Annotated in this window: 1 pseudogene; it reads right to left on the minus strand. The window is 50.7% G+C overall.

Annotation, left to right across the window (positions count from 1 at the left end):
- Positions 1 to 83: 83 nt before the first annotated feature.
- Positions 84 to 278 (minus strand): annotated as a pseudogene (locus HBA93_RS20870) (hydrogen peroxide-inducible genes activator); the annotation flags it as partial.

The following is a 278-nucleotide window of genomic DNA, read 5'->3' on the forward strand; positions in this document are numbered from 1 at the left end:
GGTGTGACCATCACCCGTGAAAGCCCGAACTATCCGGGCAGCGTATAAGTCGAATATAAAAAGGCCGGTTTAACCGGCCTTTTTTATTGCTTGGGAAGCTGGGTGATTTCGTTATCTGAAAGCAGCAAGGGTTGTGCAGCTTGTCTGGCCAGTTCAGCCAGCGCGTTAAAATCAGCTAAACGCAAGCTCTGTTTACGCCAAAACAGACCAACCTGACGTCTCGGGCAATCATCCGAGAACGGTATAATGCGGATGCGTTTATGCGGAACCTCGGAGCG

The sequence above is a fragment of the Ochrobactrum sp. SFR4 genome, assembly GCF_019730395.1.
Classification (GTDB): Bacteria; Pseudomonadota; Alphaproteobacteria; order Rhizobiales; family Rhizobiaceae; genus Pseudochrobactrum.